Consider the following 22,299-nt stretch of genomic DNA (forward strand, 5'->3'; position numbering starts at 1 on the left):
ACTTCCTCGAAGGGAACGTGACTTCAACCATGGCCAACTCCCAGCAGACCACCGCGGACAAGGACGAGCTGCGCGCGATCGTGGCGCGGGTCCTGGAACTCGGCACCGAGGAGGTCACCGACGACGCCGGGTTCCGCGACGACCTCGGAGTCGACTCGCTCGCGCTCCTGGAGATCGCCACCCAGATCGAGGCGGCCTTCGGCGTCAGCCTGACGGACGACGACATCAGCGCGGCGGACACCCTCGACGAGATCCAGCAGTTGCTGGACAAGGCACGGCGGAGCGACTCCTGAGCCGCACCGCGCACGCCGCCAACCGATCGTATTCAGGCTCTGCGACACAAGGAGGCAACTCGATGCCCCTGGAAAACCCTCACGCGTCCGAAGGGGTACCGGCCGACTTCTGGGTGCGGTGGCCGGCGGAGGAGGCCGCACGATACCGGAAGGCCGGTTACTGGCGCGGTGAGACCTTCGGCGACCAACTCGACCGGTGGGCGGCGCGGTTCGGCAGACGGACGGCCCTTGTGGACGGGGGCAGCCGGTGGAGCTACGCCGAACTGAACGCCGGAGCGGAGCGGTTGGCCACCGGCCTGCGGGAACTCGGCCTGCGCCGCGGGCAGCGGGTCGTGGTGCAGTTGCCGAACTGCGCCGAGTTCGTGATCGTCTGGTTCGCCCTGCTGCGCCTGGGTGTGGTGCCGGTGCACGCGCTGCCCGGCCACCGGCGCAACGAGATCACGCATCTGGCCACCCTCGCCGAGGCGACCGCCTACTTCTTCCCTGACCAGCACGACCGGTTCGACTACCGCGAGCTGGCCGAGGAGGTCGCGACCGCCTGCCCCGGGCTCAAGCACCTGGTGGTACTGGGCGATCCGCAGGACCGCGCCGGATTCACCTCGTTGAACGGCCTGATGGCCACGCCCGCCGACCCTGACGGCAACCGCGCCGACCCGCCCGCCGCCGATGACATCGCGCTGCTGCTGCTGTCCGGCGGCACCACGGGTACGCCGAAGCTGATTCCGCGTACCCACGACGACTACGCGTACAACGCGCGGCAGTGCGCCACGGTGGCCCGGATGGACGCCGACTCGGTGTATCTGGCGGTGCTGCCGATCGCGTTCAACTACACCATGAGCTGCCCGGGGTTGCTCGGCACCCTCCAGGTCGGCGGCACCGTGGTGATGGCGTCGAACCCCTATCCGCGTACCGCGTTCCGGCTGATCGAGCGGGAGCGGGTGACCATCACCTCGCTCAACCCGACCCTGGTACCGCACTGGCTGGCCGAGTTGGACCGCGGTCCGGCCGACCTGTCCAGCCTGCGGGTGCTCCAGGTGGGCAGCGCGCGGCTGGCCGACGACGTGGCCGCCACCGTGGTGGAGCGGCTGGACTGCACGTTGCAGCAGGTGTTCGGGATGTCCGAGGGGCTGATCTGCCTGACCCGGCTGGACGATCCGGTCGAGCTGCTGAGCACCACTCAGGGGGTGCCGGTATCCGATGACGACGAGATCCTGATCGTGGACGGCGGCGGCCGGCCGGTGCCGGACGGCCAGGTCGGCGAGTTGCTGACCCGCGGGCCGTACACGCTGCGCGGCTACTACCGCGCCCCCGAGCAGAACAGGACCAGCTTCACCGAGGACGGCTTCTACCGCACCGGGGACCAGGTCCGCAGGCTGCCCAGCGGCCATCTGACGGTGATCGGCCGGGTGAAGGACCAGATCAACCGCGGTGGTGTGAAGATCGACGCCACCGAGGTCGAGGGCCATCTGCTGGCCCACCCGGAGATCGTGTCCGCGGCGCTGGTGCCCGAGGCGGACGGGAAGCTGGGCGAGCGCTCGGTGGCGTTCCTCGTCGTCTCCGGGGAGCAGCCGAGTGTGAAGACGATCGGAGCCTTCCTGCGGGGACGCGGTCTCGCGCCCTACAAGGCGCCGGACCGGGTGGAGATCGTCGCGCAGATGCCGCTGACCGCGGTGGGGAAGATCGACAAGAAGGCCCTGGCCGCCACGTACATCGGCCGTCGGCCGTAGGAGTCTGGTCAAGCTCGTGAACACACTGATATCCGAAACGGTTTCCACACCGGCGGAGGTCTTCGCCGAGGCGATGTCCAGCCTGGTCTCGGGCGTGGCCGCGGTGACCGCCCGTACCGCGTCCGGGGATCCATGCGGTCTGCTGGTGTCCTCCATCTGTTCCTACAGCGCGGCTCCGCCGTCCGTCCTGGTGGCGGTGGACCGCTCGGCCCGCTCCTACGACGCGCTGTTGCGCGCGCCGGAGTTCGGGGTGCATCTGCTGGGCGCTGACCAGCAGGAGCTGGCCCGGGTCTTCGCCAGCCGCAGTGACGACAAGTTCGGCGGCCGACGGTGGGATTGGGACGGGGCGGTGCCCCGGCTCACCGGTTCCCTGGCGTATCTGCGGTGTGCCACCAGCAGGATCGTGGAGCACGGCGACCATGCCGTGCTGATCGGTGAGGTGGCGTCCTGTCGTATGGCGCCCGGGGAGCCGCTGGTGTACTTCCGGCGCGCCCTGGACTGGCGCCTGGACGTGGGCTGATCCCACAACTGCCTTGGCGGGCCGGGGTGTCGCCCCGGCCCGCCGTGTGTCAGGGCGCGGCCGGGCTGGGGTACGGGCACAGCGCGAGCGGCCGGTCGGCCGCCTCGGGCGGGTCCGCCGGGGCCGGGACGGCGGCGCCCAGCACCCGTTCGGTGCGGCGGACGATCCGGCGGGCCGCCGCGCCGTCGATGTCGCCGAACCGCCCGCTCAGCTCGGTGAGCCGCTGGCGGACCCGCATCGAGGTGATCGGGCCGGCCAGGTCCACCGCGGCGTTCGCGGCCAGCGCGGCGCCGTCGACATCGCGCAGCGCCAACCGGGCCTCGGCCAGCGAGATGTAGTGCAGCACCCTGGTGCGCGGCTGCGCCTCGTCGAACAGTTCGAGCCCGTATTCCAGGCAGTGCTCGGCCTGCTCGTACCGCCCTAGCTCCAGCCAGGCCCGGCCTGCGTCGGCGGTCAGCACCGCGGAGTTGACCCAGTACGTCCATGACGGGTTGTGTCCGGGCTGTACCGATCCGGCCAGTTCCCTGGCCTCGTCCAACGCCAGTCGGCACCCCTCCTCGTCGCCGATGGTGGCGTGCGCCAGCGCCTGGCGGGTGGCGAGCAGCGCATGGGCGATGCCGATGGGCTCGCCCACCGATCCCTTTCTGGCGATCCGGGCCAGCCGTAACGCCTCCTCACCGCGCCCCTGCCATCTGGCCTGGTCGCTCATGCAGGAGATGATGTGCGCGGCCAGACCCCGGTCCCCCGCGGTGCGGGCGGCGTCCAGGGCGCTCAGCAGATAGCTCTGGCCCAGCCGTTCCCGGCCGAGGTCGGCGGCTACCCAGCCGACCAGCTGGCGCAGTTCGGCGATGGCCCGGTGCAGCCGGGGGTCGATCGGCCGGCCGGAGGAGAGCTGGACCAACAGCGATTCGGCCCAGCGCAGTTCGTGCAGCGCCCAGTCCAGGACCAGTTCGCCGCCGTGGGAGTCGTCCAGCTGCCGCAGATGGGCGATGCGGGCGGTGAGGACGCCGAGCACGGCCGGGTGGAGTTCCTCGGCCGGTTCCTCGGTGACCGGCCTGGGGTCGGTGCCGACCAGCCAGTCGACGGTCGCGGTGATGACTTCCCGCTCGGCGAGGGGGCTTGGCTCGGGTCTCTGCGCTGCCTGGCCGCCCGGCTCGGTGCCGGTGGGCTGGTGCGACGCGGGCCTGGCCGCCCAGATCGCCTCGGCGGTGAGCGGCTCGCCTAACTCCTTGGACAGGATCCTGGCCACGACGTCGGGCAGTTGTCCACGGGGGCGTGCGCCCTTCAACCAGTTGTAGGGCGCCTTGACGCTGATGGTGCCCGGTCCGCACACCCTGTTGATCTCGCGGGCCAGGCGCTCTGGTGACCAGCCCAGACGGGCCAGGCACGTGGTGAGCACGGATGTGTCGTTCTTCGCGTAAGAGTCCATGACCTCGGTGGAGCTTGCTGGCGTGGGTACACATGAGGGCCGACCGGACCACCCGGCCACCGTGCTCGGCGGTCGGGTGAGTCAGACGGTCGGCGGCGCTGCCGCTGGCCGGTGGGGCCGAGGCGGCCGCGGTCGCGGCGTCAGGTCCCGGCGGGACCTGACATCGGGCGGGTCTGCATGGCTCCACGTCGCGGGACGTGTCTGGTCAACACATCTGTCATGGCTGGTTTCCCCCGTCGGCCGGTAGTGGCTCGTGCCCCCGTAACACGTGGTGCCAGTCCGGATCCCCCATCAACTGGCGAGCATCCAGCTTCGCTTGGCATCCAACATGAGTCGAAGGCCATTACGATCAAGAACCTAAGCAGCCAACCCAGTAGTGTCAACTCATGTTTGGGCACACGCCCATCGCCACTCACAGGAGTCAGCGATACATTCCCGGGGAGGAATGAGGTGTGACCTTGACCAACTCCAGCAGTACGCCGGTTCGTACACTGGCCGAGAAGTTGAACCACCTGTTCGAGACCGTGATTCCGGCAGGTCGCGGTCCGTACAGCAGCGAGGAGGTGGCGCGCGCCATCACCGAGGGCGGCGTGCCCATCTCCGGAAGCTACATATGGCTGCTGCGCAGGGGACAGCGGGACAACCCGACCCTGCGCCATGTCGAGGGTCTGGCGAGGTTCTTCGGCGTACCGCCCGCCTACTTCTTCGACGACCGGGTGGCGGACGAGGTGAACGCGGAACTCCGCCTGCTCGTGGCGCTACGGGACTCCCAGGTCCAGCGGGTCGCGCTGCGCAGCGCGGGCCTGTCCGCGCAGAGCCTCAGCTCGATCGCCGAGGTCATCGAGCGGGTGCGCGAGTTGGAGGGACTGCCACGGGACCCCACGGCCGAGCGGCCGTAGGGTCCCGGCGGCGCTCAGTGGCCGACGCGGCGCAGCGCCTGTTCCGGGTAGCGTTCGCCCGCGACCGCGGTGGACGGCACCGCCTTGCCCAGCCGGTCGATCTGCTCGGGGGTGAGCCGCAGTTCGGCCGCCGCGACGTTCTCCTCCAGGTAGCGCAGGCGCTTGGTGCCGGGGATGGGGATGATGTCGTCGCCCTGGGCGAGCAGCCAGGCGAGCGCCGCCTGCCCGGCAGTGCAGCCGATCTCGGCCGCCAACTCACCCACCGCGTGGACGAGTTCCAGGTTGGGTCCGATGTTCTCGGCGGAGAAGCGCGGCCAGCGCAGCCGGTTGTCGTCCCGTGTCAGATCCTCGCGCGAGGAGACGGCGCCGGTGAGCATGCCGCGGCCGAGCGGCGAGTAGGCGACCACGGCGATGTCCAGTTCGCGGCAGGTGGCCAGCATCTCGCCCTCCACCACGTCCCGGGTGAACAGCGAGTACTCCAACTGCACGGCGGCGATGGGGTGTACGGCGTGCGCCCTGCGCAGGGTCTCGGCGCTCACCTCGGACAGTCCGAGGTACCGCACCTTGCCCGCCTCGACCAGCGCGGCCATGGCCCCGACGGTCTCCTCCACCGGCACCTGCGGATCCCGGCGGTGCGCGTAGTACAGGTCGATGTGCTCGACGCCCAACCGGCGCAGTGAGGCGTCGCAGGCCACCGGCACGTACTCCGCGGAGGTGTCGACGTCGCCGACCCGGCCGCTCGCCGCGTCGTGCCGCAGCCCGAACTTGGTGGCCAGCACCACGCGGTCCCGGTCCCGCCCGCGCAGCCAGCCCGCCAGCAACTCCTCGTTGGCGCCGCGCCCGTAGGCGTCCGCGGTGTCCAGCAGGGTGATGCCCAGTTCACCGGCGCGGTCGAGGACCCGTCTGGCCTCGGTCTCGTCGGCGGGGCCGTACGCGATCGACATGCCCATGCATCCGAGCCCGAGCGCGGAGACCGCCAACCCGCTGTTGCCCAGCCTGCGCTGCTTCATGTGGTACTCCTCTTCGTCCGTCCCAGGGCCGCGTAGGCCTGGGCGACACCGACCAGTCGGGAGACCTCGCCCAGGTAGTCCCCATCCTCTTCCGAGACCGTCCCGGGTTCCGCGGCGGGGGCTGGGGAGACGGCGCCGCCGGTGGTCGGCAGGTTGTTCCGTCTGGCGCGTAGTGCCGCCCGCACCTGGGCGGCGCGCACCGCCGCGTCCAGCCGCCCACCGGCCAGACCGGCACTCCTGGCGGACCGGGCGGCGGCCTCGGCGGCCTCGGGATCCATGTAGGGGCGCAGTACGAGCAGGCCGTCCTGGATCTCGATGACCAGCCGGTACAGGCGGTAGTTGATGTCCCGCGGGGTGAACCGGTCCAACCGCGCGGACGCCGGTGGGCTGAGCGCGATGTCCGGGATCGCGGCGTACAGGTCGCGCCACAGCGGGTGGAGCCGCTGGTAGGCCACGAAGTTGCCGGTCCTGCGCCGTAGTTCGGACAGCTGCGGCCCCCAGGACGGCATGGTGAGCCCGCTCGCCAGGCAGAGGATGCCGATGCCGTTGGCGACCGGTGTCAACGCCTCCCACTGCAGGGGGTTGAGCCCGAACCGGATCGCGATCACCGCCCAGGCCCGGTTGGCGCAGTAGACGATGCAGCACAGCGCGCCGAGTTGGGTGGTGGCCATTCCCCACCGCAGCCACTGCCGGCCGGCGGCCTTGGCGTAGCGTCGGCACAGCAGGGCGATCTGGATCATTCCGGCGCCGAACGCGGTGGCGTACAGCAGGGTGTATCCGGCGACCACCGGGTTCCTCACGTTCTGCAGGATGTAGTCGGCCGACCTGACGTGCCCGTGCGGCTCCGCGGCCAGCCACAGCGCGAACATCGCCACCGCGCAGGCGCCGAAGGCGGTCAGCCAGGCCCGTGCCCTCGGCCGGGCCTGCTGGGCCGGGTGCACCCAGTACGTGATGGCCACCAGCAACGCGGCACTGGACGACACTCCACCCAGCAGATGGATGCCCAGCGCCCCCAGGTTCGGCACTCCGGAGCGCGCGTCCACGCTGGCGGAGACCGCGGGAACGGACAGCGCGAAGGAGACGCCCTTGAGCAGGAAGGCGGTGATCAGCGCGAGCAGCGCGGGGTCCCGCCGGTGCTGCCGCAGGTCGCGAAGCTTGTACAGGAACGCCAGGGCGCACAGCGCCGCGCACGGCGGGAAGACAACACCCTTCAGATCTCCCACGTACCCTCCAGCGGGTTCACTCCGGGTGTTGCAGCGTACGGTCGATACGGGCCACGGTCTGCGCCTCGGCGGGCGGAACCTTCCACACCGGTTCCTTCGGCGGCCGGGTGACGCGCTCCAGGATCAGTGACGCGAGGATCTCCGCCTCCTGCTCCTCCTGGGAGGAGTAACTGGTGCGGCCCAGCATCTCGTGCACCCGGCGCGGGTCCAGGTCGGGGAAGAGCTGTTCGAGCCCGGCCTTCTCGGGCTGGTTCACATCGCGGTGGCCGCAGATCATGTGGGCCAGTTCGTGGGCGATGATGTGGTCCCGGTGCAGTCGGCTGGTGTCGGCCTCGAACACCACGAGGTCGGCCACGTCCAATGCGAGCCACATGCCGCACGGGTGGGCCGCGCCCATGGCCAACGGCACGAGGTGCAGGGGACGGCCGCGCTCTTGGCTGAGCAGTTCGCAGAGCGTGGGGATATCACACTTGTCCGGCAGGTTGAGCCGGTTCAGCAGCGATTCGGACAGCCGACGCAGTCGCCTGATGTCTCCTTTGCTGGGCTTCGACCCGGTGTGCGAGGAGTGGTTCACCGGTTCCGTTCTCCTTGCCGCGACGGGGCCGTCGGTCCGAAAGCTTATCCGCGCCGTGCGGCGGCGGCCACGGTCGAACGACGTGATCCGGCCAACTGCCCAGTGCACGGGGCGGTCGCGCCAGCGCTCCAGTGGCGGTCATGGCCCACCGCGAGCAGTCCGGAGCCGCTTTCCCGCCGGTACGCCTCGACCACCGCGACCAGCGCCGCGGTCGTGGAGGACCGGCCGAGCCGCCGGCGGGCGCATGGCGTGCCGCCGCGCCCGCCGCCAGTACGCCCGCCATGGCCGATGCGCGGCCATCCCCCTGCCGACCGGGCCGTCACGCGTTCCCACCCTCGGCTGAAGATCACGTGCTGTTGCGCGTCAACCGAGATCAAACAGCACGCAAAGGGCTGGCCATGAACCGGGGAGTCAGTCGCTGATCGGAGCGCTGCGCTGTCCGCGGCGGACCAGGTACAGGCCCGCGCCGACCGCCACGATGACTGCGGTGAACACGACGGCACCCCACTGGAAGTACCAGTGGTCATGGCCGTAGACGGCCGCCCGGGGCCATGCGAGGTTGACGGTCATGGCCGCCCCGTACAGCACCGCGAAGGCGTTCACCGGGGTGCCCCAGCGGCCCAGGTTGAAGTACGGGCCGTGGTCCGGGCGCGGCCACTGGCCGCGCACCCGGCGCAGCAGCATCGGGCCGGTGACCATCAGATAGGGGATGTAGAACAGGATGATGGCGACCGACGTGAGGATGTAGAAGGCCCGCTGGTTGCCGATGTTGACCAGCAGCAGCGCGATGGTCAGCACACCGGTGAGCACCGCCGGCACGATCGGCGTCTTCGAGCGCGGCGAGACCTTCGCGATCGCGGCGCCGAACGGCAGCCGCCCGTCCCGCGCCATGGCGAACAGCAGGCGGATCGCCGCGGTCTGCACGGCCAGGCAGCACACGGTGATGGCGATGGCGGAGCAGACCAGGAAGACATTGCCGAGTCCGGTACCGAGGGTGGACTTGATCAGGTACGGCATGCCGAGGGTGCCCAGCTCCTTGGCGTTGATGTCGCCGACCGCCATCATCCCGACCAGCATCAGCAGGCCGCCCGCGAGGAAGGCTGCGGTGAGCGCGCGCAGGATGGCGCGCGGCGCGTGGCGTCGCGGCTCCCTGGTCTCCTCGGCGAGCGAGCCCGCGGTGTCGAAGCCGTAGAAGACGTAGGCGCTCATGATCGAGGCGACAAGGAAGGCGCCGAAGTACCCCAGGGACTGCCCGGTGCCGGTGCCCTGGGTGTGGGTGATGACCTGCGGACCACGCCTGATGTGCACCGCCAGCATGACGATCAGCAGGGTGACGCCGACCAACTCCACCGCCACACCAAGGTTGTTGATCTTCGCCATCAGCCGCACCCCGACGATGTTGACGACGGTGGTGAAGACCACCAGGCCGAGGGCGAGCAGGATGGCGTTCTTGGCGCCTTCGGGGGTGGCGGTCTGCCCGGCGTCGGCGGCCCCGCCGACGATCTGGAAGGCGAGCGAGACCTGCGGCAGGATCACCTGGTACGCCACGGCCACGGCGGCCGCGGTGACCACGGCACCGATGGTCATGATCCAGCCGGACATCCAGGCGGTGGCGGGTCGCGCGACCTGCTTGGACCACTGGTAGACACCGCCCGCCAGCGGGAACTGCCCCGCCACCTCGGCGAAGCACAGCGCCACCGCGCCCTGGCCGATGAAGACCAGCGGCCAGCTCCAGATGAACGCGGGCCCGCCGGAGGCGAATCCGAAGCCGAACAGCTGGAAGACACCGGTCATGATGGAGATGTAGCTGAAGCCCGCGGCGAAGCTGGAGAAGGATCCCAGCGAGCGCTCCAGTTCCTGGCGGTACCCGAAGCGCGCGAGGTCGCCGGTGTCATCTCCCGGCGGCGCGGGGGGAGCGGTGACGGTCGCAGCGGTTTGTCTAATTTGTCCGGAATCAGGCATATGACACTCCAGGACGGCGGTCGGGGCGGCCCGTAATTTCCTGGCTGGTACCCAGCTACCGACCGGCAAACCCGTTGAGACGCACGACACAGGTTGCGTGAGACGAGACGTGCGCCATGATCCGCAACGAAGGGCCCGGCTTGAACTGCCTCTCGCGGGCGCCCCGTCGTTGCCTTGACACTGGTTCCGAGCCGCCCCCAAACTGCTGGGCGTTGCGGGTCCCGCAATTCGTTTCACTATACGCACCGAGGTGTCATGATGATTCCCGTGTGCCGCCTCGTGGACCTTCCGCGGGGCGAGGCCTTCCGGCTCGAAACGGTCCCTCCCGTCGCGGTCTTCCACACCGACGATGGCGAGCTGTTCGCCATCGACGACACCTGCACCCACCAGGACGCCGCGCTCTCCGACGGCTGGCTGGAGGGGTGCGCGGTCGAATGCCCGCTGCACGCCTCGAAGTTCGACCTGCGCACCGGCCTCGCCGACGGGCTACCGGCCCGGCTTCCGGTGCGCACCCACCAGGTGCTGGTGGAGCACGGCATGGTGTACGTGCTGCTGTGCGACACGCCGCCGCTGCCGCGTGGCGCGGTGGCGTACCCCGTCAAAGCGTCCGAGTAGGGCCCCGCGACCGGGAGTTCGGGGGCTAGCCCCGAACGAGGTTCCGCCGCGACGGCGAGCAACCACGGTGGCGAATCCCCGGCGGTGCGCCCAATCGACCCCAGCCCACAGGGAAACCACGCCGGAGGCAAGGACGTGACAGCGAACAGCTTGCCGGAAAGCCTGATTCCGACCCTGCCCGGTGAGCACTACACCGGGCAGGAGATCTTCGCCGCCGAGCAGCGGCTGATCTTCGAGTCGATGTGGTTCTGCGCCGTCCGCCGCTCCGACCTCGACGGCCCGGGCGCGTACCGCACGGTCACCGTGGGGCGGGAGAGCGTGCTGCTGGTCCGTGGCCACGACGACGTGGTGCGTGCCTTCCTCAACGTGTGCAGGCACCGCGGCGCGCGGCTGTGCGCCGAGGAGTCCGGCGAGGTCAGGCGGGCCTTCCGGTGCCCGTACCACGCGTGGACGTACGGCCTGGACGGCACGTTGCTCGCGGCGCCCAACCTGACGCGCATGCCGGACGTCGACCGCACCACGTACGGCCTGGCCGGCGTGGCGGTGCGGGAGTGGCTGGGCTATGTCTGGGTCTGTCTGGCGCGGGAGCCGCCGTCGTTCGAAGAGCAGGTGATCGGCGAGGTGGTCGCCCGGCTCGGCGATGCCGGGGCCGTCGAACCGTACGGGGTGGCGGAACTGGCGGTGGGCCGCCGGATCAGCTACGACGTGCGGGCGAACTGGAAGCTGATCGTGGAGAACTTCATGGAGTGCTACCACTGCGCCACGATCCATCCGGAACTCACCGAGGTGCTACCGGAGTTCGCCGAGGGCTACGCCGCCCAGTACTTCGTGGGCCACGGCGCCGAGTTCGGGGCGGACATCAAGGGGTTCACCGTGGACGGCTCCGAGGGGGTGGCCCGCATCCCCACGGTCACGGCGGAGCAGGACCGCCGGTACTTCGCGATCACCATCAAGCCGCAGGTGTTCGTCAACCTGGTTCCCGACCACGTGATCTGGCACCGGATGTATCCGCTCGCCCCCGACCGCACCCTGGTGGAGTGCGACTGGCTCTACCTGCCGGAGGTCGTCGCCGCGGGCACCGACCTGAGCCGCTCGGTGGAGCTGTTCGACCGGGTCAACCGGCAGGACTTCGCGGCCTGTGAGCGCTGCCAGCCGGGGATGTCCTCCCGGCTGTACGCGAACGGCGGGGTGCTGGTGCCCAGCGAGCACCACATCGGCGCGTTCCACGCCTTCGTACTGGACCGCTTGGCACCCGCTAGCCGCGGTGTCAGCCCAGGTACCCCAGGCGGTGGCTGATCTCCTCGGCACCCTTGACCAGCAGCGGGGCGAGCTCCCTCATCCGCTCGTCGGTGAACCGGTAACCGGGACCGGACGCGCTCACGGCCGCCACGACCTCGCCGCCCCGGGCGTGGATCGGGGCGGCCATGGCGTTCAGCCCGATCTCGAACTCCTCGTGTGTGGTGGCGTATCCGCGCTCACGGACCTCGGCGAGGTTCTTCTCCAGCCGCGCCTTGGACGTGATGGTGTGGGACGTCAGCTTCTTCAGGCCCGCCGCGGCCAGCAGTTCGGCACGGCGCTTGGCGGTGAGCTGGGCGAGCAGTACCTTGCCGCTGGACGTGGCGTGCAACGGGGTGAGCTGGCCGACCCAGTTGTGCGCTGCGACCGCGCCGGGGCCGCGCACCTGGTAGAGGTTGATCGCGTAAGTCTCCTCCAGCACCGCGATGTTGACGGTCTCGCCCAGTTCCCCGGCCAGCCGCTCACAGACCGGGCGGCTCTGCTGGGTGATGTCGATGCGGTCGGTCACGGCACCGGCGAGCCGTACGATCCCGAAACCGAGCCGGTACTTGCCGCGCTCCCCCGCCTGCTCCACCAGACCACGCGCCTCCAGCGCGCCGAGCAGCCGGAACGCGGTGGACTTGTGCACGTCGAGCTCCGCCGCCACTTCGCTGACCCCCGCCTCGCCGCGCTCGGCGAGGATCTCCAGGACGCTGACGGCACGGTCGACGGACTGCACACCACCGGCGGACGAGGGCTCCGCGGCTCCACTGAGGTTGCTCATGGCGAAACTATAAGTGCCCTCGACAACAAGACCCTTGCCCACCAGGTTGCGCTGAACGCAACCTGGTGCGCATCGCGATACCCGTACTAGCATGCCCGCCAATCGATCGCTCTCAGGAGACGGTTCGAAGGAGACGAGGCAGCCATGGCTCTCCCCAGCTACGACTTCGTCATCGTCGGCGGCGGTTCGGCCGGTAGCGCGCTGGCCAACCGGCTCTCCGCGGACCCGGGCAACCGAGTGCTGGTGCTGGAGGCCGGTCGCTCCGACTATCCGTGGGACGTGTTCATCCACATGCCCGCGGCCCTCACCTATCCCATCGGCAACCGCTTCTACGACTGGATGTACGAGTCGGAGCCGGAGCCGCACATGGGCGGTCGCCGCATCTACCACGCCCGGGGCAAGGTGCTCGGCGGATCCAGCAGCATCAACGGGATGATCTTCCAGCGCGGCAACCCCCTGGACTACGAGCGCTGGGCCGCTGATCCCGGCATGGAGAGCTGGGACTACGCGCACTGCCTGCCGTACTTCAAGCGGATGGAGAACTGCCTGGCCGCGGCGGCCGACGACCCCCTGCGCGGCCGGTCGGGACCGCTGGTGCTGGAGCGCGGCCCCGCGTCCAACCCGCTGTTCGGCGCCTTTCTGCAGGCCGCGCAGCAGGCGGGGTTCCCACTCACCGACGACGTCAACGGCTACCGGCAGGAGGGCTTCGCCGCGTTCGACCGCACGATCCACCGCGGGCGGCGGCTGTCCGCGGCCGGCGCCTATCTGCGTCCGGCGATGGGCAGGCGCAACCTGACGGTGCGCACCCGGACCATGGTGACCCGGGTGCTGTTCCACGGAAGGCGCGCCGTCGGCGTGGAGTACGGGCACGGCCGCGGCGCCACACGGCGGGTTCGGGCAGGCGAGGTGATCCTGTGCGGCGGCGCCGTCAACTCGCCCCAGCTGCTACAGCTTTCCGGTGTCGGCAACGCGGACGAGCTGCGCGCCCTGGGCGTACCCGTCGTACAGGACGTACCCGGGGTGGGCGAGAACCTCCAGGACCATCTGGAGGTCTATGTGCAGCACGCCTGCAGGCGGCCGGTGTCGGTACAGCCGTATCTGAAGTGGCGGCACCGGCCGTGGGTCGGCCTGCGGTGGCTGCTGTCGCGCGGTGGTCCGGGCGCCACCAACCACTTCGAGGCCGGTGGCTTCGCCCGGAGCAACGAGGACGTGGCCTACCCGAACCTGATGTTCCACTTCCTGCCCGTCGCGGTGCGCTACGACGGCTCGGCGCCCGTGGGCGGCCACGGCTACCAGGTGCACATCGGGCCGATGTACTCCGACGCCCGGGGCTCGGTGAAGATCCGCAGCCGCGACCCGCGGTCCAAGCCCGCCCTGCGCTTCAACTACCTGTCCACCGACCAGGACCGCCGGGAGTGGGTCGAGGCGGTCCGCACCGCCCGCGGCATCCTCGGCCAACCCGCCCTCGCCCCCTACGACGGCGGAGAGATCGCGCCGGGACCCGGTGTCCGCACCGACGAGGAGATCCTGGACTGGGTGCGCCGGGAGGGCGAGACCGCGTTGCATCCGTCATGCACCTGCAAGATGGGCACCGACACCATGGCGGTGGTCGACCCAACCAGCATGCGGGTACGGGGAGTCGACGGGCTGCGCGTGGTGGACGCCTCGGTGATGCCGTACATCACCAACGGCAACATCTACGCCCCGGTGATGATGACCGCCGAGAAGGCCGCCGACCTCGTCCTGGGCAATGAGCCGCTGCCGCCGGTCAGGGAGGAGTTCCACCGGCACCGGCACACCACCCGGGACCACCGGGCGTGACCACTGGCACCGCTACGAGCAGGAGGTTCGTGATGGCCGGACCGCGTGTGGTGATCATCGGGGCGGGCGTCGTGGGAGCCGCGCTGGCCGACGAGTTGTCGCTACGGGGCTGGACCGAGGTGACCGTCGTCGACCAGGGGCCGCTGCCCGCCACCGGAGGGTCCTCCTCGCACGCCCCCGGCCTGGTGTTCCAGACCAACCCGTCCAAGACCATGACCGGCTTCGCCCGTTACACCGTGCAGAAGTTCTCCGCCCTCGACGTGGCCGGGCAGCCCTGCTTCCTCCAGGTCGGCGGACTTGAGGTGGCCACCACCCCGGAGCGGCTGGCCGAACTGCACCGACGGCACGGCTGGGCCACCGCGTGGGGCGTACCGGCGCGGGTGATCGGCCCGGACGAGTGCGTGGCGCTGCATCCGCTGCTGAACCGGGAGCGGGTGCTGGGCGGGCTGCTGGTGCCCAGTGACGGTCTGGCCAAGGCGGTACTCGCGGTCGAGGCGCAGACGCGGGCGGCACGCGGCCGGGGGGTGCGCTTCCTCGACCGGCACGAGGTGCTGGACATCCGGACGGTGGGCGACCGGGTCAGCGCGGTCATGACGGACCGGGGCGAGCTTCCGGCGGACGTGGTGGTGTGCTGTGCGGGTATCTGGGGGCCGAAGGTGGCCCGGATGGCCGGGATGGAGCTGCCGCTGGTACCGCTCGCCCACCAGTTGGCGTGGACCGGTCCGGTGCCCGCGCTGGCCGGGCAGACCGCGGAGGCGGTCCGGCCCATCCTGCGCCACCAGGACGCGGCCCTGTACTACCGCGACCGGCACGACCGGTTGGGCATCGGCAGCTACCGGCACCGCCCGATGCCGGTGGCCGTGGACGACATCGCGCCCGTCGGCACCGGCGACTCCATGCCGTCGGTACGGGCGTTCACCGAGGAGGACTTCGCCGAAGCATGGGCAGAGACCCGCGCACTGCTGCCGGCGACCCGGGACGCGAAGGTGGAGGAGGGCATCAACGGACTGTTCTCGTTCACCACCGACGGGATGCCGCTGCTGGGCGAGTCGCCGCGGGTGCGCGGCTTCTGGGTGGCCGAGGCGGTCTGGGTCACCCACTCCGCGGGCGTCGGCCGGGCACTGGCCGAATGGCTGGTCGACGGCCACTGCTCGTCGTTCGACCTGCACGAGTGCGACGTCAACCGGTTCGAGCCGCACCAGTTGGCGCCCGAGTACGTGCTCACCCGGGGCTGCCAGAACTTCGTGGAGGTCTACGACATCATCCACCCACTGCAACCGCCGGGCGCGCCACGGCCCTTGCGCACCACTCCGTTCCATCCCCGCCAGCGGGAACTCGGCGCGGTCTTCCTGGAAGCCGCGGGCTGGGAGCGCCCGCAGTGGTACGCCGCCAACGAACCGCTCACCCGGGGCCGGGAGATACCCGCCCCCAACGACTGGGCGGCCCGCTACTGGTCGCCCGTCGTCGGCGCCGAGGCGCTGGCCACCCGGGAGGCCGTCGCGCTGTACGACATGACGGCGCTCAAACGGCTGGAGGTCACCGGCCGCGGCGCACTGGCGTACCTGGAGCGGCTGACCACCGGCGCCATGGACCGGTCGGTCGGCTCGGTGACGTACACCCTGCTGCTGGACCACGACGGCGGCATCCGCGCGGACGTGACGGTCGCCCGGTTGGGCCCGGAGCACTTCCAGATCGGCGCGAACTCGAACCTGGAACTCGACTGGCTGCGCAGGCATCTGCCCGACGACGGTTCCGTGGGGCTGCGGGACATCACGGCGGGCACCTGCTGTGTCGGCCTGTGGGGGCCGCGCGCCCGCGAGGTGCTGCAGCCGCTGGCCGACCGGGACTTCTCCAACGAGGCGCTGCGCTACTTCCGCGCCCAGTGCGCGCACATCGGCACGGTGCCGGTCACCGCGATGCGGCTGAGCTATGTCGGCGAACTCGGCTGGGAGCTGTACACCACCGCCGACCTCGGGCTGAAGCTGTGGGACACGCTGTGGCGGGCCGCCCAGCCGTACGGCGGCGTCGCGGCGGGGCGCGGGGCGTTCAACAGCCTGCGCCTTGAGAAGGGCTACCGGTCCTTCGGCACCGACATGACCTTCGAGCACGACCCGTACGAGGCCGGACTGGCCTTCGCCGTCAGACCGGACAAGGGGGACTTCATCGGCCGGGCCGCGCTGGAACGGCGCGCCGCCCGGGTGCGCCGCCGGCTGACCTGTCTGACCGTCGAGGATCCGGCGTCGGTAGTGATGGGCAAGGAGCCGGTGTACGACGGCGGGGCGTGCGTCGGCCATGTGACCAGCGCCGCCTACGGCTACACGATCGGCAAGGGAATCGCCTACGCATGGCTGCCAGCCGAACTGGCCACCGCCGGGCGCCCGTTGGAGATCGGCTACTTCGAGCGCCGGGTGCCCGCGGTCGTCGCCGAGGAGCCCCTGTTCGACCCGGCGATGCGACGACTGCGCGACCTGGACCGGGGAGCCGCCCGGTGAGCCCGCGCCCCCCGGGCGCCGGGCTGCCCGAACACCCCGACCGGCTCTGGCGCAACCCCGACCCCAAGCGCCGCTACGAGGTGGTGATCGTGGGCGGCGGCGGCCACGGCCTGGCCACCGCGCACTACCTCGCCCGCGACCACGGCATCACCGATGTGGCGGTGCTGGAACGCGGCTGGCTGGCCGGGGGCAACATGGCGCGCAACACCACCATCATCCGCTCCAACTACCTGTGGGACGCCAGCGCCGGGATCTACGAGCACGCGCTGAGACTGTGGGAGGGGCTGGAGGAGGAACTGGACTATCCGCTGCTGTTCTCCCAGCGCGGTGTGCTCAACCTGGCGCACAGCCTCCAGGACGTCCGGGACGGGATGCGCCGGGTCGAGGCCAACCGGCTGAACGGCGTGGACGCGCAGTGGCTCGACCCGGACCAGGTCAGGGAGGTCTGCCCGATCATCAACACCGCGCCGGACACCCGCCATCCGGTGCTGGGCGCCACGTACCAGCCACGCGCGGGCATCGCCAAGCACGACCACGTCGCCTGGGGACTGGCCCGCTCCGCCGACGCGGCCGGGATCGACCTCATCCAGAACTGCGAGGTCACCGGCATCGAGGTGCGCGGCGGCCGGGCGACCGGGGTGCGCACCTCGCTGGGCCCGATCGCGGCGGACAGGGTCGCGCTGTGCGCGGCCGGCCACTCCTCGGTGCTGGCCGCCATGGCCGGTGTCGAACTGCCGCTGCAAAGCCACCCGTTGCAGGCGCTCGTCTCCGAACTCCTGGAACCCGTCCATCCCACGGTGGTGATGTCCAACGCGGTGCACGTGTACGTCAGCCAGGCGCACAAGGGCGAGTTGGTGATGGGCGCCGGGATCGACGCCTACCCCGCCTACACCCAGCGCGGCGCGTTCCACATCATCGCGGACCAGATGGCCGCCGCCCTGGAGCTGTTCCCGGTGTTCGCGCGCGCCCACGTGCTGCGCACCTGGGGCGGGATCGTGGATGTGACCCCGGACGCCTCGCCGATCATCGGGCGCACGCCGGTGGACCGGCTGTACCTCAACTGCGGTTGGGGGACGGGTGGTTTCAAGGCCACGCCCGGGGTCGGCTCGGTCCTCGCGCACACCATCGCGTACGACGAACCCCATCCGCTGGCCAGGCCGTTCCACCTTGACCGCTTCACCACCGGCGCGCTCGTGGACGAGCACGGCGCGGCGGCGGTCGCCCACTGAGCGCGCCGGAGGGCCCGCCCGCAGGCGAGCGAAGGACAACAAGAGGAGCCCGACGATGCTGCTCATCCCCTGCCCCTGGTGCGGGCCGCGCGACGAGGCCGAGTTCGGCTACGGCGGCCAGGCGCACGTCCCGTACCCGCAGGATCCGGCGGCGCTGTCCGACCGGGAGTGGGCGCGCTATCTGTTCTTCCGCGACAACCCCAAGGGGCCGCACGCCGAGCGGTGGTGCCATTCCGCGGGCTGCCGCCGCTGGTTCAACGCGGTCCGGAACACGGCGACCAACGAGGTCCTCGCCGTCTACCGGGTCGGTGAGCCGAGGCCGGTGACCGGATGACCGCGCAGCCGTTCCGGTTGCCCGCCGGCGGCCGGATCCGCCGCGACGAGCCGCTGTCCTTCCGGTTCGACGGCATCGAGTACCAGGGCTACCGCGGCGACACCCTGGCCTCCGCGCTGCTGGCCACCGGGGTACGGCGGACCGCGCGCAGCGTCAAACTGGACCGTCCGCGCGGGGTGTTCACGGCGGACAGTGCGGAACCGAACGCGATCGTGCAGATCAAGGCGCCCTTCCCCGAGCCGATGCTCACGGCGACCACCGTCGAGCTGTACGACGGCCTGGTGGCCAGCGGACTGCCGGGGCAGGGGCGGCTCGCCGACGAGCCCGACCCGGCGCGCTATGACGCGGTGCACGCCCACTGCGACGTGCTGGTGGTCGGCGCCGGCCCGGCCGGGCTGGCCGCGGCGGCGGCCGCCGCCAGGACAGGGGCCCGGGTGATCCTCGCCGATGAGCAACCGGAGCCCGGCGGCAGCCTGTTGGGCACCGGCGAGCTGCCCGACTGGGTGGCCCGGACCACCGCCGAACTCGCCGCGGCGGCGGAGACCCGGGTGCTGACCCGTACCACCGTCTTCGGCCACTACGACGACAACCATCTGCTGGCGGTGGAGCGGCGCACCAACCACCTTGGCGCACAGGCGCCCTCGCATCTGTCGCGGGAGCGGATCTGGCGCATCCGGGCCCGGCGGGTGGTGCTCGCGACCGGTGCGCACGAACGCCCGATCGCCTTCGCGGACAACGACCGCCCCGGCATCATGCTGGCCGCGGCGGCACGCGTGTACCTCCACCGGTACGCGGTGGTCGCGGGCCGGCGCGCGGTGGTGTTCACCACCGGGGACAGCGCGTACGACGCGGCGCTCGACCTCGCGGCCGCGGGCGTGGACGTGGCCGCTGTCGTCGACGCCCGGCCCCGGCCGGGAGCCGCAGCCGAGCGGGCCGCACGGGCGGGGATCGAGGTACTGGCCGGGCACGCGGTGACCGGCACGGCCGGCGACCGGCAGCTCACCGGGGTGACCGTACGGCCGCTGCACGACGGGGAGCCGACCGGGCCAGCGGTGCCGATCGCAGCGGATCTGCTGCTGGTGTCGGGCGGTTGGAATCCCGCACTCCATCTGTTCGGCCAGGCGGGCGGTCAACTGCGGTACGACCCGGGGCTCAGCGCGTTCCTGCCCGACGGGTGCCGTCAGGCGGTACGGGTGGCGGGGGCCGCCCGGGGGGTGGGCGAGCTGCCGGGCTGTCTGGCCGACGGCGCCGAGGCGGGACGCCGGGCGGCGCAGGACGAGGGGTTCACGGCCGCCCGTCCGCTGCCGCCACCAGGGGCGTCCGCGGCGCCCGAACCCGGCGCGCCCTCAGTGCCGTTGTGGGTGGTGCCGGGCCAGGACAATCTGGACCGCGCCTTCGTGGACCTGCAACGCGATGTCACCGTCGCCGACCTGGCCCGGGCCAGCGGTGCCGGGCTGCGCTCGGTGGAGCACCTCAAGCGGTACACCACCGCTGGCACCGCGCATGACCAGGGCAAGACCTCCGGCGTGCTGACCAGCGGCGTGGCGGCGCGACTGCTGGGAGTCGATCCGGCCGAGCTGGGCACCACGACGTTCCGCCCGCCGTACACCCCGGTCTCCTTCGCCGCGCTGGCCGGGCGGAACCGGGGGGTGCTGCACGATCCGGTGCGGGTGACCGCGCTGCACGACCGGCATCTCGCGCACGGCGCCCGGTTCGAGAACGTGGGCCAGTGGAAGCGCCCCTGGTACTACCCGCGGGACGGCGAGGACATGGCGGCCGCGGTGGCCCGTGAATGCCGGGCCGCCCGCGAGGGCGTGGCGCTGATGGACGCCGGCACGCTCGGCAAGATCGACGTCCAGGGCCCGGACGCGGGCGTGTTCCTCGACAGGCTCTACACCAACATGATGAGCACGCTGAGGATCGGCATGATCCGGTACGGGGTGATGTGCCGGGCCGACGGAATGGTCTTCGACGACGGCACCGTCGCGCGGCTGGCCGAGGACCGCTTCCTGCTCACCACCACGACCGGCAACGCCGCCGCCGTACTGGACTGGCTGGAGGAGTGGTCGCAGACGGAGTGGCCCGAGCTGCGGGTGCACTGCACTTCGGTGACCGACCAGTGGGCCACCGTGGCGCTGGTCGGCCCGCGTTCCCGCGAGGTGCTGGCCGCGATCGCGCCGCAACTCGCCGTCGGCGCACCGGACTTCCCGTTCATGGCCTGGCGGGACGCGACCGTGGCCGGGATACCGGCCAGGGTGTGCCGGATCAGCTTCTCCGGCGAGCTGGCCTACGAGATCAACGTGGCGTCCTGGTACGCCACCGCGCTGTGGGAGGCGCTGCACGCGGCGGGCAGACCACTGGGCATCACCCCGTACGGTACCGAGACCATGCATGTGCTGCGCGCCGAGAAGGGGTATCCGATCGTCGGGCAGGACACCGACGGCACGGTGACGCCGCAGGACCTGGGCATGGGATGGGTGGTGTCGAAGAAGAAGCGGGACTTCGTCGGCAAGCGCTCGCACTCCCGCGCCGACACCAGCCGGCCCGACCGCAAGCAGCTGGTGGCCCTGCTGCCGCCACCGGACGTGCTGCTGCCCGAAGGCACCCAGCTCATCGCCACCGATCGGCTTGCGAAACCCCCGGTGCCCATGGAGGGCCATGTCACCTCCAGTTACCGCAGCGCCGCCCTCGGCCGGACCTTCGCGCTGGCCCTGGTGCGCTCCGGCCGCCGGCGGATCGGCGAGCGGCTGTACGCACCGGTGGGCGGCGAGTTGGTCCCGGTCACGGTCGCCGACCCCGTTCTCTACGATCCGGAGGGGACCCGCCGGGATGGTTGAACAGGTCGAGAAGCACAGCCCGTTGGGCGGTTTCGCCGCCCGTCTCGCGGCCGCCACCCGTGCTTCGGGCGGGGCGGTGCGGCTGGCCGAGCTGCCGTTCCTGACCCAGGTGAACGTACGGCTGGACGCCAAGGGCCCGGCGGCGGACGCGGTGCGGCTCGCGCTGGGCATCCCGCTGCCGGTGGCCCCCAACACCATGGTGCGCGGCGGCGGGCTGGCCGCGCTGTGGCTGGGGCCCGACGAATGGCTGGTGGTGGGTCCGCCCGGCACCGCGAGCGGGCTGGAGGCGCGGCTGCGCGGTGCGGTCGGCGGGGCGCACGCGGCGGTCACCGACGTGTCGGCGCAACGCACCGCACTGCTGGTCGCGGGTCCGCGCAGCCGCGACCTGCTGGCACACGGCACGTCGCTCGATCTGCATCCCAGGTCCTTCGGGCCCGGCCGCTGCGCCCAGACCCTGCTGGCCCGCGCCCAGGTCGTGCTGGCCGCGCGCGACGAACGGCGGCCCGGGTTCTGGCTGTTGGTGCGCTCCTCGTTCGCCGGATACCTGGCCGAGTGGCTGCTGGACGCGGCCGTGGAGTACGCCGGACCACCGTCCTGAGATATTTGGACCCGGGACGCGCGGTGGTCGCGGCCCGTGGACCTCCTCGGGAAGGCGAGATGACGATAGTTCCGTTGGTCTTCACCAGCGGCTGGGCCAGTGGGATCAATGCCTACGGTGTGGTCATGCTGCTCGGGCTGTTCGGGCGGTTCGGCGGCGCGACCGCCGTTCCGCCGGTGCTGGAGCGCACCGATGTGATGATCGCGGCCAGTGTGCTGTTCGTGTGCGAGGCGGTCTTCGACAAGATCCCTTACGTGGACACCGTCTGGGACGGCATCCACACGTTCATCCGGCCCATCGCCGGGGCCACGGTCGCCGCGCTGCTCGCCGGCCATCACCCCGGATCGCTCGGCGAGGTGGCGGCCGGTGCGCTGGGCGGGGTGAGCGCGCTGGCCAGCCACGCGGTCAAGGCGTCGCTGCGAATGGCGGTGAACACCTCTCCGGAGCCGGCCAGCAACATCGCGATCAGTCTGCTGGAGGACCTCGCGGTCGCCGGGCTGGTCACGCTGGCGATCTTCCATCCCTGGGCGGCGGCCTCGATCGCGGCGGCGCTGCTGGTGGGCGGGCTGGTGCTGGTGGCGTTCGCGGTCTCCCGCATCCGCCGCTTCCTGGCGCGGCGCCACGAGCGTGCGGCGGCCCGGGCCACCGCACGGGCCCTGCGGGCGGTCAACGGCTGA

The 22,299-nt window shown here is 71.3% G+C and carries 17 protein-coding genes and 2 pseudogenes; 12 read left to right on the forward strand and 7 right to left on the reverse strand.

Features of this window, described 5'->3' with window-relative positions:
* The first annotated feature begins 17 nt into the window (after window positions 1–17).
* From P3G67_RS14860 to P3G67_RS14870, 3 genes are all read left to right on the forward strand, one after another.
* Window positions 18–293, forward strand: coding sequence for an acyl carrier protein (locus tag P3G67_RS14860; RefSeq protein ID WP_276093915.1), 276 nt, complete (start codon window positions 18–20; stop codon window positions 291–293).
* A gap of 62 nt (window positions 294–355) precedes the next feature.
* Window positions 356–2,020: a (2,3-dihydroxybenzoyl)adenylate synthase gene (locus P3G67_RS14865; RefSeq protein WP_276093916.1), complete on the forward strand. Its 1,665-nt coding sequence runs from the start codon at window positions 356–358 to the stop codon at window positions 2,018–2,020.
* 16 nt (window positions 2,021–2,036) lie between these two features.
* On the forward strand, window positions 2,037–2,540 hold the full coding sequence (locus P3G67_RS14870) for a flavin reductase family protein (RefSeq protein ID WP_276093917.1): 504 nt from the start codon (window positions 2,037–2,039) through the stop codon (window positions 2,538–2,540).
* A gap of 49 nt (window positions 2,541–2,589) precedes the next feature.
* Here P3G67_RS14870 and P3G67_RS14875 read toward each other — a convergent pair whose 3' ends face one another.
* The gene (locus P3G67_RS14875; RefSeq protein WP_276093918.1) at window positions 2,590–3,969 is read right to left on the reverse strand and encodes a hypothetical protein; all 1,380 of its coding nucleotides are present in this window, start codon (window positions 3,967–3,969) and stop codon (window positions 2,590–2,592) included.
* Window positions 3,970–4,421: 452 nt separating this feature from the next.
* Between P3G67_RS14875 and P3G67_RS14880 the strand changes: the two genes are divergently transcribed.
* Window positions 4,422–4,868 carry a helix-turn-helix domain-containing protein gene (locus tag P3G67_RS14880; protein WP_269857482.1) on the forward strand — a complete coding sequence of 149 codons (447 nt, stop codon included), beginning with the start codon at window positions 4,422–4,424 and terminating at the stop codon, window positions 4,866–4,868.
* A 14-nt stretch (window positions 4,869–4,882) separates the two neighbouring features.
* Here P3G67_RS14880 and P3G67_RS14885 read toward each other — a convergent pair whose 3' ends face one another.
* From P3G67_RS14885 to P3G67_RS14905, 5 genes and pseudogenes are all read right to left on the reverse strand, one after another.
* Window positions 4,883–5,878: an aldo/keto reductase gene (locus P3G67_RS14885; RefSeq protein ID WP_276093919.1), complete on the reverse strand. Its 996-nt coding sequence runs from the start codon at window positions 5,876–5,878 to the stop codon at window positions 4,883–4,885.
* Window positions 5,875–7,101: an MAB_1171c family putative transporter gene (locus P3G67_RS14890; protein ID WP_276093920.1), complete on the reverse strand. Its 1,227-nt coding sequence runs from the start codon at window positions 7,099–7,101 to the stop codon at window positions 5,875–5,877. The genes P3G67_RS14885 and P3G67_RS14890 overlap by 4 nt, the downstream gene beginning before the upstream one ends.
* A 16-nt stretch (window positions 7,102–7,117) precedes the next feature.
* Window positions 7,118–7,675, reverse strand: coding sequence for a toxin (locus tag P3G67_RS14895; RefSeq protein WP_276094107.1), 558 nt, complete (start codon window positions 7,673–7,675; stop codon window positions 7,118–7,120).
* 99 nt (window positions 7,676–7,774) lie between these two features.
* Window positions 7,775–7,896, reverse strand: a pseudogene (locus P3G67_RS14900) (ABC transporter ATP-binding protein); the annotation flags it as partial.
* A 190-nt stretch (window positions 7,897–8,086) separates the two neighbouring features.
* Window positions 8,087–9,637 carry an APC family permease gene (locus P3G67_RS14905; RefSeq protein ID WP_276093921.1) on the reverse strand — a complete coding sequence of 517 codons (1,551 nt, stop codon included), beginning with the start codon at window positions 9,635–9,637 and terminating at the stop codon, window positions 8,087–8,089.
* A gap of 255 nt (window positions 9,638–9,892) precedes the next feature.
* Here P3G67_RS14905 and P3G67_RS14910 point away from each other — a divergent pair, with 255 nt between their 5' ends.
* Together P3G67_RS14910 and P3G67_RS14915 are read left to right on the forward strand one after the other, a co-directional pair.
* A complete protein-coding gene (locus P3G67_RS14910; RefSeq protein ID WP_276093922.1) occupies window positions 9,893–10,252 on the forward strand; it encodes a bifunctional 3-phenylpropionate/cinnamic acid dioxygenase ferredoxin subunit in 360 nt (119 codons plus the stop codon).
* 135 nt (window positions 10,253–10,387) lie between these two features.
* The gene (locus P3G67_RS14915; RefSeq protein WP_276093923.1) at window positions 10,388–11,548 is read left to right on the forward strand and encodes an aromatic ring-hydroxylating oxygenase subunit alpha; all 1,161 of its coding nucleotides are present in this window, start codon (window positions 10,388–10,390) and stop codon (window positions 11,546–11,548) included.
* On the opposite strand, the gene P3G67_RS14920 is transcribed toward P3G67_RS14915, so the two are convergent.
* Window positions 11,520–12,311, reverse strand: coding sequence for an IclR family transcriptional regulator (locus P3G67_RS14920; protein WP_391858261.1), 792 nt, complete (start codon window positions 12,309–12,311; stop codon window positions 11,520–11,522). The genes P3G67_RS14915 and P3G67_RS14920 overlap by 29 nt on opposite strands.
* A 144-nt stretch (window positions 12,312–12,455) precedes the next feature.
* Here P3G67_RS14920 and betA point away from each other — a divergent pair, with 144 nt between their 5' ends.
* From betA to P3G67_RS14950, 6 genes and pseudogenes are all read left to right on the forward strand, one after another.
* Window positions 12,456–14,132, forward strand: a complete 1,677-nt coding sequence (betA, locus tag P3G67_RS14925; protein WP_276093924.1) for a choline dehydrogenase — start codon at window positions 12,456–12,458, stop codon at window positions 14,130–14,132.
* 32 nt (window positions 14,133–14,164) lie between these two features.
* Window positions 14,165–16,624, forward strand: coding sequence for a GcvT family protein (locus tag P3G67_RS14930; RefSeq protein WP_276093925.1), 2,460 nt, complete (start codon window positions 14,165–14,167; stop codon window positions 16,622–16,624).
* A complete protein-coding gene (locus P3G67_RS14935; RefSeq protein WP_276093926.1) occupies window positions 16,621–17,853 on the forward strand; it encodes a sarcosine oxidase subunit beta family protein in 1,233 nt (410 codons plus the stop codon). The genes P3G67_RS14930 and P3G67_RS14935 overlap by 4 nt, the downstream gene beginning before the upstream one ends.
* Before the next feature lie 55 nt (window positions 17,854–17,908).
* Window positions 17,909–21,024 (forward strand): annotated as a pseudogene (locus tag P3G67_RS14940) (sarcosine oxidase subunit delta family protein).
* Window positions 21,017–21,622 (forward strand): sarcosine oxidase subunit gamma, encoded by a 606-nt coding sequence (locus P3G67_RS14945; RefSeq protein WP_276093927.1) that lies wholly within the window; start codon window positions 21,017–21,019, stop codon window positions 21,620–21,622. Before P3G67_RS14940 ends, P3G67_RS14945 begins: the two are co-directional and overlap by 8 nt.
* 59 nt (window positions 21,623–21,681) lie before the next feature.
* Window positions 21,682–22,299, forward strand: a complete 618-nt coding sequence (locus tag P3G67_RS14950) for a DUF4126 domain-containing protein (protein WP_276093928.1) — start codon at window positions 21,682–21,684, stop codon at window positions 22,297–22,299.

It is taken from the genome of Streptomyces silvisoli (assembly GCF_029269905.1).
Taxonomy (GTDB): domain Bacteria; phylum Actinomycetota; class Actinomycetes; order Streptomycetales; family Streptomycetaceae; genus Streptantibioticus_A; species Streptantibioticus_A silvisoli_A.